Source organism: Catenuloplanes nepalensis, assembly GCF_030811575.1.
GTDB lineage: Bacteria > Actinomycetota > Actinomycetes > Mycobacteriales > Micromonosporaceae > Catenuloplanes > Catenuloplanes nepalensis.
Map to the genome: position 1 here is coordinate 8,771,506 of NZ_JAUSRA010000001.1, position 15,026 is coordinate 8,786,531.

25 protein-coding genes are annotated in these 15,026 nt (G+C 67.4%); all 25 read left to right on the forward strand.

Annotation, left to right across the window (positions count from 1 at the left end; genetic code table 11):
- Positions 1-28: 28 nt before the first annotated feature.
- Complete coding sequence (gene tuf / locus J2S43_RS38100) at positions 29-1,222, forward strand: elongation factor Tu (protein WP_306837545.1); 1,194 nt, start codon at positions 29-31, stop codon at positions 1,220-1,222.
- Between the two features lie 422 nt (positions 1,223-1,644).
- Positions 1,645-1,953 (forward strand): 30S ribosomal protein S10, encoded by a 309-nt coding sequence (gene rpsJ / locus J2S43_RS38105; protein WP_007073037.1) that lies wholly within the window; start codon positions 1,645-1,647, stop codon positions 1,951-1,953.
- Between the two features lie 13 nt (positions 1,954-1,966).
- Entirely contained in the window at positions 1,967-2,629 is a 663-nt protein-coding gene (gene rplC / locus J2S43_RS38110) for a 50S ribosomal protein L3 (RefSeq protein WP_306837731.1), read from the forward strand.
- A complete protein-coding gene (gene rplD / locus J2S43_RS38115; RefSeq protein ID WP_306837733.1) occupies positions 2,626-3,270 on the forward strand; it encodes a 50S ribosomal protein L4 in 645 nt (214 codons plus the stop codon). Before rplC ends, rplD begins: the two co-directional genes overlap by 4 nt.
- Positions 3,267-3,569 (forward strand): 50S ribosomal protein L23, encoded by a 303-nt coding sequence (gene rplW / locus J2S43_RS38120; RefSeq protein ID WP_306837735.1) that lies wholly within the window; start codon positions 3,267-3,269, stop codon positions 3,567-3,569. Before rplD ends, rplW begins: the two co-directional genes overlap by 4 nt.
- A 12-nt stretch (positions 3,570-3,581) precedes the next feature.
- Complete coding sequence (gene rplB / locus J2S43_RS38125; protein ID WP_306837736.1) at positions 3,582-4,421, forward strand: 50S ribosomal protein L2; 840 nt, start codon at positions 3,582-3,584, stop codon at positions 4,419-4,421.
- 27 nt (positions 4,422-4,448) lie between these two features.
- Positions 4,449-4,730 (forward strand): 30S ribosomal protein S19, encoded by a 282-nt coding sequence (gene rpsS / locus J2S43_RS38130; protein WP_306837738.1) that lies wholly within the window; start codon positions 4,449-4,451, stop codon positions 4,728-4,730.
- A gap of 38 nt (positions 4,731-4,768) precedes the next feature.
- On the forward strand, positions 4,769-5,221 hold the full coding sequence (rplV, locus tag J2S43_RS38135) for a 50S ribosomal protein L22 (protein WP_035086821.1): 453 nt from the start codon (positions 4,769-4,771) through the stop codon (positions 5,219-5,221).
- Entirely contained in the window at positions 5,221-6,084 is an 864-nt protein-coding gene (rpsC, locus tag J2S43_RS38140) for a 30S ribosomal protein S3 (RefSeq protein WP_306837741.1), read from the forward strand. Before rplV ends, rpsC begins: the two co-directional genes overlap by 1 nt.
- A 3-nt stretch (positions 6,085-6,087) precedes the next feature.
- Complete coding sequence (gene rplP / locus J2S43_RS38145; RefSeq protein ID WP_306837743.1) at positions 6,088-6,513, forward strand: 50S ribosomal protein L16; 426 nt, start codon at positions 6,088-6,090, stop codon at positions 6,511-6,513.
- A complete protein-coding gene (gene rpmC / locus J2S43_RS38150; RefSeq protein ID WP_306837746.1) occupies positions 6,513-6,746 on the forward strand; it encodes a 50S ribosomal protein L29 in 234 nt (77 codons plus the stop codon). Before rplP ends, rpmC begins: the two co-directional genes overlap by 1 nt.
- Entirely contained in the window at positions 6,746-7,021 is a 276-nt protein-coding gene (gene rpsQ, locus J2S43_RS38155; RefSeq protein ID WP_306837748.1) for a 30S ribosomal protein S17, read from the forward strand. The genes rpmC and rpsQ overlap by 1 nt, the downstream gene beginning before the upstream one ends.
- Positions 7,022-7,151: 130 nt before the next feature.
- Complete coding sequence (gene rplN / locus J2S43_RS38160) at positions 7,152-7,520, forward strand: 50S ribosomal protein L14 (RefSeq protein ID WP_007465279.1); 369 nt, start codon at positions 7,152-7,154, stop codon at positions 7,518-7,520.
- Positions 7,517-7,837, forward strand: coding sequence for a 50S ribosomal protein L24 (gene rplX / locus J2S43_RS38165; RefSeq protein WP_306837755.1), 321 nt, complete (start codon positions 7,517-7,519; stop codon positions 7,835-7,837). Before rplN ends, rplX begins: the two co-directional genes overlap by 4 nt.
- On the forward strand, positions 7,837-8,406 hold the full coding sequence (rplE, locus tag J2S43_RS38170; protein WP_306837757.1) for a 50S ribosomal protein L5: 570 nt from the start codon (positions 7,837-7,839) through the stop codon (positions 8,404-8,406). Before rplX ends, rplE begins: the two co-directional genes overlap by 1 nt.
- A 7-nt stretch (positions 8,407-8,413) precedes the next feature.
- Positions 8,414-8,599, forward strand: coding sequence for a type Z 30S ribosomal protein S14 (locus J2S43_RS38175; protein WP_033342853.1), 186 nt, complete (start codon positions 8,414-8,416; stop codon positions 8,597-8,599).
- Between the two features lie 103 nt (positions 8,600-8,702).
- Positions 8,703-9,110 (forward strand): 30S ribosomal protein S8, encoded by a 408-nt coding sequence (gene rpsH, locus J2S43_RS38180; protein ID WP_306837763.1) that lies wholly within the window; start codon positions 8,703-8,705, stop codon positions 9,108-9,110.
- A 12-nt stretch (positions 9,111-9,122) separates the two neighbouring features.
- Positions 9,123-9,665, forward strand: a complete 543-nt coding sequence (gene rplF, locus J2S43_RS38185; protein WP_306837765.1) for a 50S ribosomal protein L6 — start codon at positions 9,123-9,125, stop codon at positions 9,663-9,665.
- Positions 9,662-10,057 carry a 50S ribosomal protein L18 gene (rplR, locus tag J2S43_RS38190; RefSeq protein ID WP_306837767.1) on the forward strand — a complete coding sequence of 132 codons (396 nt, stop codon included), beginning with the start codon at positions 9,662-9,664 and terminating at the stop codon, positions 10,055-10,057. Before rplF ends, rplR begins: the two co-directional genes overlap by 4 nt.
- A 12-nt stretch (positions 10,058-10,069) precedes the next feature.
- The gene (rpsE, locus tag J2S43_RS38195; protein WP_306837769.1) at positions 10,070-10,693 is read left to right on the forward strand and encodes a 30S ribosomal protein S5; all 624 of its coding nucleotides are present in this window, start codon (positions 10,070-10,072) and stop codon (positions 10,691-10,693) included.
- 1 nt (position 10,694) lies between these two features.
- Positions 10,695-10,877, forward strand: coding sequence for a 50S ribosomal protein L30 (gene rpmD, locus J2S43_RS38200; protein WP_306837771.1), 183 nt, complete (start codon positions 10,695-10,697; stop codon positions 10,875-10,877).
- Entirely contained in the window at positions 10,877-11,320 is a 444-nt protein-coding gene (gene rplO, locus J2S43_RS38205; protein WP_306837773.1) for a 50S ribosomal protein L15, read from the forward strand. Before rpmD ends, rplO begins: the two co-directional genes overlap by 1 nt.
- A 284-nt stretch (positions 11,321-11,604) precedes the next feature.
- On the forward strand, positions 11,605-12,936 hold the full coding sequence (gene secY, locus J2S43_RS38210) for a preprotein translocase subunit SecY (RefSeq protein WP_306837775.1): 1,332 nt from the start codon (positions 11,605-11,607) through the stop codon (positions 12,934-12,936).
- A gap of 37 nt (positions 12,937-12,973) precedes the next feature.
- A complete protein-coding gene (locus J2S43_RS38215) occupies positions 12,974-13,621 on the forward strand; it encodes an adenylate kinase (protein ID WP_306837777.1) in 648 nt (215 codons plus the stop codon).
- Positions 13,622-14,031: 410 nt separating this feature from the next.
- Positions 14,032-14,874, forward strand: a complete 843-nt coding sequence (map, locus tag J2S43_RS38220; protein WP_306837779.1) for a type I methionyl aminopeptidase — start codon at positions 14,032-14,034, stop codon at positions 14,872-14,874.
- The last annotated feature ends 152 nt before the right edge of the window (positions 14,875-15,026 follow it).

Sequence of the window (15,026 nt, forward strand, 5' to 3'; positions counted from 1 at the left end):
GGAACCAGACAGTCCACAGGAGGACCCAGTGGCGAAGGCGAAGTTCGAGCGGACTAAGCCGCACGTCAACATCGGCACCATTGGTCACATCGACCACGGTAAGACGACGCTGACCGCGGCCATCACCAAGGTCCTGCACGACAAGTACCCGGACCTGAACCCCTACACGCCGTTCGACGAGATCGACAAGGCGCCGGAGGAGAAGGCTCGTGGTATCACGATCTCCATCGCGCACGTCGAGTACCAGACCGACAAGCGGCACTACGCCCACGTCGACTGCCCCGGCCACGCGGACTACATCAAGAACATGATCACCGGTGCCGCGCAGATGGACGGCGCGATCCTGGTGGTCGCGGCGACCGACGGCCCGATGCCGCAGACCAAGGAGCACGTGCTCCTGGCCCGCCAGGTCGGCGTTCCGTACATCGTCGTGGCGCTCAACAAGAGCGACATGGTCGACGACGAGGAGCTCCTCGAGCTCGTCGAGCTCGAGGTCCGTGAGCTGCTCAGCACCTACGAGTTCCCGGGCGACGACCTGCCGGTCGTGCGCGTCTCGGCGCTCAAGGCGCTCGAGGGCGACCCGGAGTGGACCGGCAAGCTGCTCGAGCTGATGGACGCGGTCGACACCGCGATCCCGCAGCCCGAGCGCGAGACCGAGAAGCCGTTCCTCATGCCGATCGAGGACGTCTTCACGATCACCGGCCGCGGCACCGTGGTCACCGGTCGCGCGGAGCGCGGCATCCTCAAGCCGAACGAGGAGGTGGAGATCGTCGGCATCCGCGAGAAGTCGACCAAGACGATCTGCACCGGTATCGAGATGTTCCGCAAGGTGCTCGACGAGGCGCGTGCCGGCGAGAACGTCGGTCTGCTCCTCCGTGGCATCAAGCGCGAGGACGTCGAGCGCGGCATGGTCATCGTGAAGCCGGGCACCTCTACTCCGCACACGGAGTTCGAGGGCCAGGTTTACATCCTCTCCAAGGAGGAGGGTGGCCGGCACACGCCGTTCTTCCAGAACTACCGCCCGCAGTTCTACTTCCGTACCACGGACGTGACCGGCGTCGTGACCCTCCCCGAGGGCACCGAGATGGTCATGCCGGGCGACAGCACCTCCATGGCCGTCAAGCTGATCCAGCCCATCGCCATGGACCAGGGTCTGAAGTTCGCGATCCGTGAGGGTGGCCGCACCGTCGGCGCCGGCACGGTCACGAAGATCATCAAGTAATCAAGACGTAAACAGGTACCCCGATTAGCATTGCCGTGAGGTAGTACGGCATACTAGTCAGGTTGCGTCCGCGCGGGGCGGCTGGATGTGCTGTGTCGGTAACGGCACCATGTCCGGTCGCCCTCGCCCGGCGTCTGGGGTTTGTTGATCAATGAATAGTTGGTTGATCGCCCAGGGCGCCCCGATCCCGGCGGACGAGGTCCTCGTCGAGGGCCGACGGGCAACCGCTCCGAATTTCGGGGCGGAGCGTGAAGTTAAAACGCGACACGCCCGACCGCGGGGGTCGGACAGCACAGGACCGAGGGTCCTGTGCCCCGGGTCAAATCCGGCCGGTGGGACATCCGGCCGAGTCTGATCCGGGGGCATGCCGAGGAGTTCTACTCGGCAGGTAGCGGCATCGAGAGAAGGAAACAGAAGCCACCATGGCGGGACAGAAGATCCGCATCCGGCTCAAGGCCTACGACCACGAGGTCGTCGATTCCTCGGCGCGGAAGATCGTCGAGACGGTGACGCGCACCGGGGCGCAGGTCGCGGGCCCGGTGCCGCTGCCCACGGAGATCAACCGTTTCTGCGTGATCCGTTCGCCGCACAAGTACAAGGACTCGCGCGAGCACTTCGAGATGCGTACGCACAAGCGTCTGATCGACATCATCGACCCGACCCCGAAGACGGTCGATTCGCTGATGCGTCTCGACCTGCCGGCCGGCGTCGACATCGAGATCAAGCTGTAGGGACTGCGAACTCATGGACAGGCAAGTGAAGGGCATCCTGGGCGCCAAGCTCGGCATGACCCAGGTCTGGGACAACAACAAGGTTGTCCCGGTGACCGTGGTGCAGGCCGGCCCGTGCGTCGTGACCCAGGTCCGCACCGCTGACACGGACGGCTACTCCGCGATCCAGTTGGCGTTCGGTGCGATCGACCCCCGCAAGGCGAGCAAGCCGCGGGCCGGGCACTTCGCCAAGGCTGAGGTGGCGCCGCGTCGTCACATCGTCGAGCTGCGGACGACCGACGCCAGCGAGTACTCGCTCGGCCAGGAGGTCACCGTGGACTCGTTCCCGGTGGGTTCCCCGGTCGACGTGACCGGCCGGACCAAGGGCAAGGGCTTCGCCGGTGTCATGAAGCGGCACGGCTTCCACGGCCTCCGCGCGAGCCACGGTGTCGAGCGTAAGCACCGCTCCCCGGGCTCGATCGGCGCCTGCGCGACGCCCGGTCGCGTGTTCAAGGGCGTCCGCATGGCGGGCCGGATGGGCAGCGAGCGCTACACCGTGCAGAACCTGACCGTTCAGGCGGTCGACGTGGAGAACAACCTGCTGCTCGTCCGCGGTGCCATTCCCGGCCCCAAGGGCGCGCTGATCCTGGTTCGCTCCGCGGCGAAGGCCCCCGTCAAGAAGGGTGCTGCCAAGTGAGCTCCGTTGACGTGCTGAACACCGAGGGCGCGAAGGCCGGCTCCGTCGAGCTGCCCGCGGCGATCTTCGACGTGCAGGCCAACATCCCGCTGATGCACCAGGTCGTGGTGGCTCAGCTGGCGGCCGCCCGCCAGGGCACGCACAAGGTGAAGACCCGCGGTGAGGTCTCCGGCGGTGGCCGGAAGCCCTACAAGCAGAAGGGCACCGGCCGCGCCCGTCAGGGCTCGACCCGGGCGCCGCAGTTCGCCGGCGGTGGCGTCGTGCACGGCCCCGTGCCGCGCGACTACTCGCAGCGGACCCCGAAGAAGATGAAGGCCGCCGCGCTGCGGGGCGCCCTCTCCGACCGGGCCCGCGACAACGCGGTGTTCGTGGTCGAGGCGTTCGTCGCGGGCGAGGTGCCGTCGACGAAGGCCGCGCTGGCCACGCTGCGCAAGGTCACCGAGGAGACCAAGGTCCTGGTCGTGCTGACCGGCGTGGACGAGCTGAACTGGCTCTCGCTGCGCAACGAGCCGACCGTGCACCTCCTCGAGGTCGGGCAGCTCAACACGTACGACGTGCTGAACTCCTCCGCGGTGATCTTCACCAAGGACGCCTACGACGAGTTCACGGGCGCCGGCAAGTCCGAGGAGGGCGACAAGTGACCACCATCGCGGACCCGCGCGACATCATCATCGCGCCGGTGGTCTCCGAGAAGAGCTACAGCGTCCTCGACCAGAACTGGTACACGTTCCTGGTCCACCCGGACGCGAACAAGACCGCCATCAAGATCGCTATCCAGCAGATCTTCAACGTGCGCGTACTGACCGTGAACACTGCGAACCGCGAGGGCAAGCGGAAGCGGACGCGGACCGGTTTCGGCCAGCGCAAGGCTACGAAGCGCGCTCTGGTCAAGCTGGCCGACGGCGACCGCATCGAGGCCTTCGGCGGCCCGGTCAGCTGAGGGGTGTAGGACATGCCTATTCGTAAGTACAAGCCGACGACGCCGGGCCGCCGTGGTGGCTCCGTCTCGGACTTCGCCGAGATCACGCGCTCCACCCCGGAGAAGTCGCTGCTCGTGCCGCTGCCCAAGAAGGGCGGCCGCAACGCGCACGGCCGGATCACGACCCGTCACCAGGGTGGTGGCCACAAGCGTCAGTACCGCTTGATCGACTTCAAGCGGGCGGACAAGGACGGCATCCCGGCCAAGGTCGCTCACATCGAGTACGACCCGAACCGCACCGCCCGGATCGCGCTGCTGCACTACATCGACGGCGAGAAGCGGTACATCCTCGCGCCGAAGGACCTGAAGCAGGGCGACAAGGTCGAGGCCGGTGTCGGCGCCGACATCAAGCCGGGCAACAACCTGCCGCTGCGCAACATCCCGGTGGGTACTCAGGTGCACGCGGTGGAGCTGCGCCCGGGCGGCGGTGCCAAGCTGGCCCGCTCGGCCGGCGTCGGCATCCAGCTGCTGGGCCGCGAGGAGCAGTACGCGACGCTGCGTATGCCGTCCGGTGAGATCCGGCGCGTCGACGTGCGCTGCCGCGCCACCGTCGGCGAGATCGGCAACGCCGACCAGTCGAACATCAACTGGGGCAAGGCCGGCCGCATGCGATGGAAGGGCAAGCGCCCGACCGTCCGTGGTGTCGCCATGAACCCGGTCGACCACCCGCACGGTGGTGGTGAGGGCAAGACCTCCGGTGGTCGCCACCCGGTCAACCCGGCTGGTAAGCCCGAGGGCCGTACCCGCCGCAAGGGCCAGGCGAGCGACAAGCTGATCGTCCGCCGCCGCTACGCGACCCGCAAGCGCGGCTGATAGAGACAGCTGGACTGGAGAACTGACATGCCTCGCAGCCTGAAGAAGGGCCCGTTCGTCGACGACCACCTGATCAAGAAGGTGGAAGTGCAGAACGACAAGGGCACCAAGAACGTCATCAAGACCTGGTCGCGTCGCTCGACGATCATCCCCGAGATGCTCGGGCACACGATCGCCGTGCACGACGGGCGCAAGCACGTCCCGGTGTTCGTCACCGAGGCGATGGTCGGTCACAAGCTCGGTGAGTTCGCTCTGACCCGCACGTTCAAGGGTCACGAGAAGGACGACCGCAAGAGCCGCCGGCGCTGAGCAGAAGTCACGGATTAGAGGATCAAGGGGTTACAGCGATGCCAGGAAAAGGCGACGCTCCGGTGCTGCCGGGCGCGCGGGCGGTGGCGCGGCACGTCCGCGTCTCGCCGATGAAGGCGCGTCGGGTGGTCGACCTCGTTCGTGGTCTGCCCGCGAAGGAGGCGCTCACCGTGCTGCAGTTCGCACCGCAGTCGGCGAGCGAGCCGGTCTACAAGGTGCTGGCCAGCGCGATCGCGAACGCTGAGAACAACGAGCGGCTGGATCCTGACGCGCTGCTGGTCGCCGAGGCGTTTGTGGACGAGGGCCCGACGCTCAAGCGGTTCCGGCCGCGCGCTCAGGGTCGGGCTTACCGCATCCGCAAGCGCACCTGCCACATCACGATCGCCGTCGAGGCTGTGGCGCCGAAGGCGCGGCCCGCCAAGAAGGCCGCTGCCAAGAAGGCCGCTCCCGCGGCCGAGCAGCCCAAGAACGAGACGGAGGCGGCCGAGTAATGGGTCAGAAGGTTCACCCGCACGGGTTCCGACTCGGCATCTCGACCGACTGGAAGTCCCGCTGGTTCGCGGACAAGCTCTACAAGGACTACATCGGCGAGGATGTCAAGATTCGCCGGATGATGTCCCGGGGCCTGGAGCGCGCCGGCATCTCCAAGGTGGACATCGAGCGCACCCGGGACCGGGTTCGCGTCGACATCCACACCGCCCGTCCGGGCATCGTCATCGGCCGTAAGGGCGCGGAGGCGGACCGGATCCGGGGCGAGCTGGAGAAGCTCACCGGCAAGCAGGTGCAGCTGAACATCCTCGAGGTCAAGAACCCCGAGTCGGACGCGCAGCTGGTTGCCCAGGGCGTCGCCGAGCAGCTCTCCAGCCGGGTCAGCTTCCGTCGTGCCATGCGCAAGGCGATGCAGTCCGCGATGAAGAACCCGGTCTGCAAGGGCATCCGGGTGCAGGTCTCGGGCCGCCTCGGCGGCGCCGAGATGAGCCGCACGGAGTTCTACCGTGAGGGTCGCGTCCCGCTGCACACGCTGCGGGCCAACATCGAGTACGGCTTCTTCGAGGCCCGTACCACCTTCGGCCGGATCGGCGTGAAGGTGTGGATCTACAAGGGTGACGCCGTGCCGGGCCGCGAGGCTCCGCAGGACACGGCCCCGTCCCGTCCGCGCCGTGAGCGCGGCGACCGGCCCGAGCGGCCGCGTCGTGGCCGGTCCGGCTCGTCCGGCACCACCGCGGGCGGCACCGAGGCCGGTCGTGCGGCCGCCGCCGCGCAGCAGCAGTCGGACACGCCCACCGGCGAGTCCGTCAGCAACGCGGCTGTCGCGGCCGCGCCGGCTGTCGCAGAAACGCAGCAGGAGGGCTGACAGATGCTGATCCCGCGCAAGCCCCCGAAGGGCTTCCGCAAGCCGCACCACCCGGACCGTCACGGTGCGAGTAAGGGCGGCAACCGAGTGGTGTTCGGTGAGTTCGGTATCCAGGCACTGGAGCCGGCCTACGTCACCAACCGGCAGATCGAGTCGGCCCGTATCGCGATGACCCGTCACATCAAGCGTGGCGGCAAGGTCTGGATCACGGTCTTCCCGGACCAGGCGCTGACCAAGAAGCCGGCTGAGACCCGCATGGGTTCCGGTAAGGGCTCGCCCGAGTGGTGGGTCGCGAACATCAAGCCGGGCCGCGTCCTGTTCGAGATGTCCTTCCCGAACGAGGCGATCGCGCGTGAGGCGATGCGCCGCGCGATTCACAAGCTGCCGATGAAGTGCCGCATCGTGAAGCGCGAAGTGGGTGAGGCGTGATGGCAGCCGGTACCAAGGCCACCGAGTTCCGTGAGCTCTCCGACGAGGAGCTGACCGCGAAGCTCAAGGAGGCCAAGGCGGAGCTGTTCAACCTCCGAGTGCAGGGCGCCACGGGGCAGCTGGACAACAACCGGCGGCTGCCTGTCGTCCGCCGGGAGATTGCCCGGATCTACACGATTCTGCGTGAGCGGGAGCTGGGTCTCTCGTCCGCGCCGTCTGAGGTGACTGCGTGATGAGTGAAGAGAACGCTACGGCCGCTCGTCGCCAGCGCAAGGTCCGTGAGGGCCTTGTCGTGAGCGACAAGATGGACAAGACCGTCGTCGTCGAGGTCGAGGACCGGGTCAAGCACGCGCTGTACGGCAAGGTCATCCGCCGTACCCGCAAGCTGAAGGTCCACGACGAGCAGAACGCCGCCGGCGTCGGCGACCGCGTCTCCCTGATGGAGACCCGGCCGCTGTCGGCCACCAAGCGGTGGCGGATCGTCGAGATCCTCGAGAAGGCGAAGTAGCCCGACAGGTTCCGGGGCTTCGGCCCCGGCACGTGTCGGTGCGGGAAATCAGCCCGCGCCTAGCGCGGACCAGGTTCCGCCAAGCTCCGCCCCCTCCCGGGCGGAGAACTGGCAGACATAGGAGATAGACGTGATCCAGCAGGAGTCGCGACTGCGCGTCGCCGACAACACGGGTGCCAGGGAGATCCTGTGCATCCGGGTGCTCGGCGGCTCGGGTCGGCGCTACGCGAGCATCGGCGACGTCATCGTGGCCACCGTCAAGGACGCGATCCCGGGCGCCGGTGTCAAGAAGGGCGACGTCGTCAAGGCGGTCGTCGTCCGTACCGCGAAGGAGCGGCGCCGGCCCGACGGGTCGTACATCCGCTTCGACGAGAACGCCGCCGTGATCATCAAGGACGGCGGTGACCCCCGTGGCACCCGTATCTTCGGCCCGGTGGGCCGCGAGCTGCGGGACAAGCGGTTCATGAAGATCATTTCGCTCGCCCCGGAGGTGTTGTGACCGTGAAGGTCAAGAAGGGCGACACGGTCGAGGTCATCGCCGGGAAGGACAAGGGCGTTCGGGGTAAGGTCATCGCGGCCTACCCCCGCCTGGACAAGGTCCTGGTCGAGGGCGTGAACCGAGTCAAGAAGCACCAGCGCATCCAGACCACCCAGCGTGGCGCCAAGACCGGTGGCATCGTGACGCAGGAGGCCCCCATTCACGTCTCGAACGTGATGGTGGTCGACTCCGACGGCAACCGGACCCGGGTGGGCTACCGGATCGACGAGAACGGCACCAAGATCCGTATCTCGCGCCGCAGCGGTAAGGAACTGTGATGACGGCAGCTACCGAAACCAAGATCCAGCCGCGTCTCAAGACGCGGTACCGGAACGAGATCATCGCGCAGCTGCGTGAGCAGTACGAGTACGGGAACGCCATGCAGGTCCCCGGTCTGGTGAAGATCGTGGTCAACATGGGTGTCGGTGAGGCCGCGCGGGACGCGAAGCTCATCGACGGTGCCGTGCGCGACCTCGCCACCATCACCGGCCAGAAGCCGCTGGTCCGCCGGGCCCGCAAGTCCATCGCGCAGTTCAAGCTGCGCGAGGGCATGCCGATCGGCGCGAAGGTCACCCTTCGCGGCGACCGGATGTGGGAGTTCCTGGACCGGCTGCTGTCGATCGCGCTGCCGCGTATCCGCGACTTCCGCGGTCTCGACGGCCGCAAGCTCGACGGCAACGGCAACTACACGTTCGGCCTGACCGAGCAGTCGGTTTTCCACGAGATCGACCAGGACCGGATCGACCGTACCCGGGGCATGGACATCACCGTGGTGACCTCGGCGAAGACCGACGATGAGGGCCGGGCGCTGCTGAAGCTCCTTGGCTTCCCGTTCAAGGAGCAGTGAGCTAGACATGGCCAAGAAGGCGCTGATCCTGAAGGCGGCCGCGAAGCCCAAGTTCGCGGTGCGCGCGTACACCCGTTGCCAGCGGTGTGGCCGGCCGAAGGCCGTCTACCGCAAGTTCGGTCTGTGCCGCGTCTGCATCCGGGAGATGGCCCACCGCGGCGAGCTGCCCGGTGTGTCGAAGGCTTCCTGGTAACCATCCGCCACGCTGCGATTTTCACAGATAAGACAGTGGCACCTCTTCGCCGTAGGCCCCGGCACATCGCCTGGGAACCCCGGCGAGAAAGGCTGACAAACCAATGACCATGACTGACCCGATCGCAGACATGCTCACGCGTCTGCGTAACGCCAACCAGGCGTATCACGACCGGGTGGCGATGCCCTACTCGAAGATCAAGGCGAACATCGCCGAGGTCCTCAAGGCCGAGGGTTACATCGCCAGCTGGACGGTCGAGAACCCGGAAGAGGACGTCGTCGGCAAGAAGCTGGTGGTCGAGCTGAAGTACGGCTCGAGCCGCGAGCGCAGCCTCGCCGGAATCCGCCGGGTCTCCAAGCCCGGTCTGCGGGTGTACGCCAAGTCCCCGGAGCTGCCGCGCGTGCTCGGCGGCCTCGGCGTGGCGATCATCTCGACGTCCCAGGGGCTGCTCACCGACCGGCAGGCCCGCAAGCGAGGGGTGGGCGGGGAAGTCCTCGCCTACGTCTGGTGAGGAAGAGCTCTAATGTCGCGAATCGGACGTAAGTCGATCACCGTGCCGGCCAACGTCGATGTCAAGATCGACGGCGCCCTGGTAACGGTGAAGGGCCCCAAGGGTGAGCTGTCGCACACCCTGGCCGAGCCGATCACCGCCGAGCGGGCGGATGACGGCACGATCCAGGTCACCCGCCCCAATGACGAGCGGAAGGCGAAGGAGCTGCACGGCCTGAGCCGTACGCTCGTCGCCAACATGATCGTCGGCGTGACCGAGGGATACCGGAAGTCGCTGGAGATCAACGGCACCGGTTACCGAGTCACCGCCAAGGGCAGCGACCTCGAGTTCGCCCTCGGCTTCTCGCACCCTGTGGTGATCCAGCCCCCGGCTGGCATCTCCTTCACCGTCGAGCGCCCCACCCTGTTCCACGTGGCCGGCATCGACAAGCAGCTGGTGGGTGAGGTCGCCGCGAACATCCGCAAGATCCGCCCGCCGGAGCCCTACAAGGGCAAGGGCGTGAAGTACCAGGGCGAGGTCATCCGCCGTAAGGCTGGAAAGGCAGGCAAGAAGTGAGCGCCACGCTGCTCAAGCGCCGCAACGGCGGCGGTATCGCCGCGAAGCGGGCCGTCGGCCGCGCGCGTCGTCACTTCCGGCTGCGCACCGTCGTGCGTGGCACGGAGGAGCGTCCTCGCCTGGTCGTCACCCGGTCGCTGCGGCACATCACGGCTCAGGTCGTGGACGACACCAAGGGTCACACCCTCGCGTCGGCCTCGACGATGGACGCCACCCTCCGTGGTGGCGAGGGCGACAAGAGCGCCCTGGCCGGCAAGGTCGGCGAGCTCCTCGCCGAGCGGGCCAAGGCCGCGGGCGTCAGCAAGGTCGTCTTCGACCGCGGCGGCAACCGGTACGCGGGGCGCATCGCCGCCCTGGCGTCGGCCGCCCGCGAAGCCGGACTCGAGTTCTAGGAAGGAAGACCAATGCCAGGTCAACAGCGCCGAGGCGGCGGGTCCGGCGGTTCTGAAGGTGGCGGCGGCCGTCGCGAGGGCCGCGGCCGCGACGGTGGCCGGGGTAACGCTCCGGCCGAGAAGACCCCGCACCTCGAGCGGGTCGTCGCGATCAACCGTGTCGCGAAGGTCGTCAAGGGCGGTCGTCGCTTCAGCTTCACCGCGCTCGTGATCGTGGGTGACGGCGACGGAACCGTCGGTGTCGGCTACGGCAAGGCCAAGGAGGTGCCCGCGGCGATCGCCAAGGGTGTCGAGGAGGCCAAGAAGCACTTCTTCAAGGTGCCGCGCATCGCCGCGTCCATCCCGCACCCGGTGCAGGGTGAGGACGCCGCCGGTGTCGTGCTCCTGAAGCCGGCCTCCGCCGGTACCGGCGTCATCGCCGGTGGCCCGGTGCGTGCCGTGCTGGAGTGCGCGGGCATCCACGACATCCTGTCGAAGTCGCTGGGCTCGTCCAACCCGATCAACATCGTGCACGCCACGGTGGCGGCGCTCAAGCTGCTTGAGTCGCCCGAGGCCGTCGCGGCTCGTCGTGGCCTGCCGGTCGAGGACGTCGCTCCGGCCGCCATGCTCGCGGCGCGGGCAGGGGCGGGGGTCTGAGATGGCTCGCCTGAAGGTGACGCAGCTGCGGTCCACCATCGGCGCCAAGCACAACCAGCGTGAGTCGCTGCGTTCGCTCGGCCTGAAGCGGATCAACGATGTGGTGGTCAAGGAGGATCGGCCCGAGATTCGCGGCATGATCTTCGCGGTGAACCACCTCGTGAGGGTGGAGGAGGTCGACTAATGACCATCCGGATTCATGACCTCCGGCCGGCGCCCGGAGCCAAGAAGGCCAAGACCCGCGTGGGTCGCGGTGAGGGCTCCAAGGGCAAGACCGCCGGTCGCGGTACCAAGGGTTCCAAGGCCCGCAAGAACATCTCCGCGGCGTTCGAGGGTGGCCAGATGCCCATCCACATGCGCCTGCCGAAGATGAAGGGCTTCAAGAACAAGAACAAGGTCGTCTTCCAGGTCGTGAACCTGGACCGCCTCGCCGAGCTGTTCCCGAACGGTGGCGAGGTCGGCCCGGACGAGCTGATCGCGAAGGGCGCGGTTCGCCGCGGTCACGCGATCAAGGTGCTCGGCACGGGCGACCTGAACGGCGTTGCGATCCAGGTCAAGGCGGATGCGTTCAGCGCGTCGGCCAAGGAGAAGATCGCGGCGGCCGGCGGCTCGGCGACCGAGCTGTAAGCACGACATGCGTACGAGGGTGCTGAATTCGCCTGCCGTTGGTGGGCGGATCAGCACCCTCGTCGTAGTGTCTGGTGAGGCATCGCACCGTTAAAAGGGGTGGCGCGGTGTCGAACCGACTACACCGTGCCGTTAATATCGGGACCGGTGTATGTGCCCGGCCATGCTGACCGGGCACGTCGCCGACTGTTAGAGTCCGTTTCCAGCCCATGGATACGCGGGTGTCGCAACCGGGACCCGCTCCGACCGCCATCGTGGCGGCTACCTCGCGCAGGAGGAAGAAGTTGCTCTCCGCCTTTCTCAGTGCGTTCCGCACGCCTGACCTGCGCAAAAAGCTGCTGTTTACAGTCGCCATCATCGCGGTCTACCGGCTCGGAGCGACACTCCCCAGCCCTGGCGTCTCGTTCAGCAACGTGCAGAAGTGCATCGACGTCATGGAGTCCGGGGCCACCAGCGGGGTATTCTCGCTGCTGAACCTGTTCTCCGGCGGCGCGCTGTTGTCTCTCTCGGTCTTCGCGCTGGGCATCATGCCCTACATCACCGCGTCGATCATCCTGCAGCTCCTGACGGTGGTGATCCCCCGCCTCGAACAGCTCCGCAAGGAGGGCCAGTCCGGCCAGGCGAAGATCACCCAGTACACGCGGTACCTGACGCTCGGCCTCGCGGTCCTGCAGTCCTCGGCCTTCGTGGCCCTGGCGCGGTCCGGACAGCTGTTCAGCAACCAGTGCGACCAGTTCCCGATCGTCCCGGAGAACACCGGACTGCCGATGTGGATCACCCTGGTGGCCCTGGTCATCACGATGACCGCCGGCACCGGAGTGGTGATGTGGCTCGGCGAGCTGATCACCGACCGCGGCGTCGGCAACGGCATGTCGGTCCTGATCTTCACCTCGATCGCGGCGCGCCTCCCCAGCGAGGGCTGGGCGATCAAGGAGTCCCGCGGCTGGGGCTGGTTCATCGCGGTCCTCGTGATGGTCCTGCTGGTCATCACGCTGGTCGTCTTCATCGAGCAGGCACAGCGCCGGATTCCGGTGCAGTACGCGAAGCGCATGATCGGCCGGAAGATGTACGGCGGCACCTCGACGTACATCCCGCTGAAGGTCAACCAGGCCGGTGTCATCCCGGTGATCTTCGCGTCCTCGCTGCTCTACCTGCCGCAGCTGATCCTGCAGTTCTTCGACCAGAACGACCCGGGCCCGGTGCAGACCTGGGTGCAGAACAACATCGTGGATCCCGCCTCGTGGATGCACATCGTGATCTACTTCCTGCTGATCATCTTCTTCACCTACTTCTACGTCTCCATCACGTTCAACCCGACCGAGGTCGCGGAGAACATGAAGAAGTACGGTGGGTTCGTCCCGGGTATCCGCCCGGGGAAGCCGACGGCGGACTATCTTGACTTCATCCTTAGTCGCATCACGCTGCCCGGTTCGCTGTACCTTGGTGTGATCTCCATCCTGCCCAACTTCTTCTTCATCTGGCTCGACAACAACCAGTTCCAGAACTTCCCGTTCGGTGGCACCGCGGTGCTCATCATGGTTGGTGTGGGCTTGGAGACGGTGAAGCAGATCGAGAGCCAGCTCATGCAGCGGAACTACGAAGGGTTCCTGCGCTAGTGGGCGGGCGGAGCGAGCGAGCCAGGGGGGCGCATAGGTGAGACTCGTACTGGTTGGTCCCCCGGGGGCGGGTAAAGGGACCCAGGCCGAGTTCATCGCCGCCCACCTGGCCGTGCCGAAGATCTCGACCGGTGACATCTTCCGGGCGAACGTGGCTCAGGGGACGCCGCTCGGCGTCGAGGCGAAGCGCTACATGGACGCGGGTCAGCTGGTCCCGGACGAAGTCACGATCAACATGGTCCGGGAGCGGCTGGCCGAGCCGGACTCGGCCGACGGCTTCCTGCTGGACGGCTTTCCGCGCACCACGCCCCAGGCGAACGCGCTGGACAAGCTGCTGGCCGACCTGGGCACCGCGCTGGACCTCGTGCTGGAGCTCGTCGTCGACGACGACGAGGTGATCCGGCGCCTGTCCGGCCGGCGCACCTGCCGTGGCTGCGGGAAGATCTGGCACGTCGAGTTCGACGCGCCGTCGCGGGAGGACATCTGCGACCGGTGCGGCGGCGAGCTGTTCCAGCGCGACGACGACAAGGCCGAGACGATCGCGGAGCGGCTGCGGGTCTACGCCCGTGACACCGCTCCGCTGGTCGACTACTACGGGGCTCAGGGCAAGCTGGTCGGCATCGACGCCACCGGCCCGGTGGAGGACGTCACGGTCCGCGCAATCGACGCGCTGCGCTCCTACTGAGCCTATGGTCGTCGCTTCGCTCCTCCGGCTCGGCGCCACTCCCCGCGCTGACACGTCCGCCGGCAGACGAAGGGCGTGTCTGCCGGCGGCCGCGCCGGCTCTGGTCGCCCGCGCCTCGAAGTGCCCATGGCCGGGTTCAGGGCAACTCGGGTGGGGCCGGGACCGTCAGGGCGGGGCTTCTGGTCGTCGCTTCGCTCCTTCGGCTCGGCGCCACTGCCGGCGCTGACACGTTCTCGGGCAGACGAAGGGCGTGTCTGCCGGTGGCCGCGCCGGCTCTGGTCGCCTGCGCCTCGAAGTGGTGCCCCATGGCCGGGTCTGAATAATCGGGGCACGGGCTGGTCTGTCGCCGGTTCGAGCTGTCAGGGTGCCGCTGAGTGGTGCCGACACGTGCAGGAGAGCAGAGGGTACGCATGCGCCGCCAGCAGCTGAAGATTCAGCTGAAGACCACGGATCAGATAGTCAAGATGCGGGCCGCCGGGCTCGTCGTGGCCGAGGCTCTGGAGCAGATGCGCGCGGCGGTCGCGCCGGGCGTCTCCACCGCGGACCTGGACCGGATCGCCGAGAAGGTCATCCGGGACGCCGGCGCGGTGCCGTCGTTCAAGGGCTATCACGGATACCCGGCGTCGATCTGCTCCTCCGTCAACGAGCAGATCGTGCACGCGATCCCGTCGGAGAAGCAGGTCCTCCAGGAGGGTGACCTGATCTCGATCGACTGCGGCGCGGTGCTGGACGGCTGGCACGGCGACTCAGCGATCACGGTCGGCGTCGGTGAGGTGCGGCCGGAGCTGCTGAAGATGGCCGCGGTCGCGGAGGACGCGATGTGGGCCGGGCTCGCGGCGGCGGCGCGCGGCGCGGCGTCCGGGCGGGGCAAGCTCTCCGACATCTCGTACGCGGTGGAGCGCGCGGTGCGTGCCGGTGGCCGCTACGGGATCGTCGAGGGGTACGGCGGGCACGGCATCGGTACGGAGATGCACCAGGACCCGCACGTGCTCAACTACGGCCGCCCGGGCCGGGGCGTCTCGCTGACGAACGGCCTGTGCCTGGCGATCGAGCCGATGATCACGCTCGGCTCGCCGAAGTCGATCGAGCTGTCCGACGGCTGGACCGTGATCACCAAGGATCGGTCCGTGGCGGCGCACGTCGAGCACTCGATGGCGCTGCTGGAGGACGGCATCTGGGTGCTGACCGCGCTCGACGGCGGCCGCGAACGGCTCGGCGACCTGGTGACCGCCCGCCAGCCCGTCACGAACTGACGCATGCCCGCCCAGCCGGGCGACTCACGCTGATCATGATCCAGGCGTCACTCAAGTCGTTGAGTGACGCCTGGATCGCGTTCTGGGCGCACGCGAGTCGTGAGCGCCGACTGCGCTCACGCTCGTCCGGAGCCCTACCAGGCCGGCCACGC